Source organism: Winogradskyella sp. Asnod2-B02-A (assembly GCF_045063645.1).
Classification (GTDB): domain Bacteria; phylum Bacteroidota; class Bacteroidia; order Flavobacteriales; family Flavobacteriaceae; genus Winogradskyella.
Genome location: NZ_JBEFOG010000005.1, coordinates 1 through 1,684, shown reverse-complemented (window position 1 = coordinate 1,684; position 1,684 = coordinate 1). Strand labels below are relative to the sequence as shown.

Below are 1,684 nucleotides of genomic sequence, written 5' to 3'. Positions count from 1 at the left end.
ACACCGTGTATAATTAATTGCTTGGTTCTAGCCTACTTGCGAAAATTCCTGCGGAATTTTCACGGGTTCGTAAAAGTTTACTAATTTAGTTGCTAAACCACGCAACTAACCATACACAAAACCGTTGTAAAACATTTAAACTGTGTACTTTCCTGAAATAGGTTGACTAAAAATTCATCATTTATTGATAGTCACTTATGAAAACAAAAAAAGAGCACTGGCTAAAAAAAAGCTACCAAAAAGCAACTTTAGAAACCAAACTTTTAGTCGTTGACCAAATTCAAAATGGTCAGATTTCTACAAACTTTGCTTCCAAAAAATATGATGTTCCTAGAACAACTATTTCTTATTGGATTAGAAAATACAGTACCTTAGTACAACAAAATACAGGTATGAGCAAAAACGATGAAATAAAAAAACTAAGGTAACGCATTGAAGAACTGGAGTTTGTAAAAGACTTTCAGCAAGATATTATTGCAGATATGGAACTTATTACTGGTGTCGATATGTCAAAAAAGTCGCTACCCAAATCATTAGCAAAAGAGATAGAGCTAAAAAAGAAAAACCGTTTAAAAGAAAATGGCTCTATGAATGTTTTGGGATTAGTAAACAAGCCTTCTACAAAAGATGTAAAACCCAAGAAAACAAAGAAATAAACCATCAAAAACTTACGACAATGGTAAAAGATTATCGCAAAAAAGTAAGCTCTGAAACTGGTGGAATCAAGCTATATCACAACCTTAAAACAGAGATGATAAATCAAGAGATAAACATAGGGAGAGATAAATTCTATGATTTTCTAAGGTTGAATAATTTACTCATCAAAAAAAGAAAAAACTATATCACTACAACCAATTCTAAACATCTTTTTAGAAAGTATAAGAACTTAGTAAAAGACCACGTTCCTAATCGACCAGAACAGCTTTGGGTAAGCGACATTACGTATATTAAAACTGAAAATGGTCATAACTATTTGGCTATCGTAACAGACGCTTATTCTAAGCAAATTATGGGCTACAAACTAGATAACCATATGAAAACATCACTTTGCAGTGATGCGCTCACTATGGCTATTAAAAACAGAAAACACCCTAACCAAAAGCTCATTCATCATTCAGATAGAGGCTTCCAATACTGCAATCCTAAATACACTGAATTTGCAGAAAACAATGGTATTACAATGAGTATGACCGAACAATACGACCCTTACGAAAATCCGATTGCAGAACGAATTAACAGAACTTTAAAATATGAATATGGATTAAAACAAACCATTAAAAACACTGATATAGCTCAGAAAATGGCAACTCAAGCTGTAAATATTTATAACAACTTGAGGTCGCATTTTAGCCTCGATTTAAGAAAACCGGCTGAAGTGCATTTAAATCCAAATATCAAATACAAGTCATATCGAAAAAATAAGGTAAATTTACCTGAGCTTACGATTTAAAAACAGGCCTAGTTCAAACTATTTTTTTGCCTTCTAAACGGCTAAAAAAAATCTTTTGAACGTGGAAATAATAACAAAAAAAAGGTCAACCTATATCAGTATAATACACTGAATGAAAATAACATTAACAATAATTGCTGTAATCGGAATTGCTTTATTAATATTTTCCTGTACTAATAAGACTAAAAAACAAGAAAGTGAAACGATTACTATTGACCCAAACGAATTAATACC

At 31.6% G+C, this 1,684-nt stretch carries 3 protein-coding genes; all 3 read left to right on the top strand.

The annotated features are described in order from the left end of the window. Positions 1–197 precede the first annotated feature (197 nt). Genes ACJJVO_RS00080 through ACJJVO_RS00070 form a run of 3 tightly spaced genes read left to right on the top strand, consistent with a single transcriptional unit; the run spans position 198 to position 1,450 of the window. Positions 198–428, top strand: a complete 231-nt coding sequence (locus ACJJVO_RS00080; protein WP_405568910.1) for a helix-turn-helix domain-containing protein — start codon at positions 198–200, stop codon at positions 426–428. A gap of 54 nt (positions 429–482) precedes the next feature. Further along, positions 483–656, top strand: coding sequence for a hypothetical protein (locus ACJJVO_RS00075; protein ID WP_405568908.1), 174 nt, complete (start codon positions 483–485; stop codon positions 654–656). Beyond that, positions 602–1,450, top strand: coding sequence for an IS3 family transposase (locus ACJJVO_RS00070; protein WP_405568912.1), 849 nt, complete (start codon positions 602–604; stop codon positions 1,448–1,450). Before ACJJVO_RS00075 ends, ACJJVO_RS00070 begins: the two co-directional genes overlap by 55 nt. Positions 1,451–1,684: the final 234 nt, after the last annotated feature.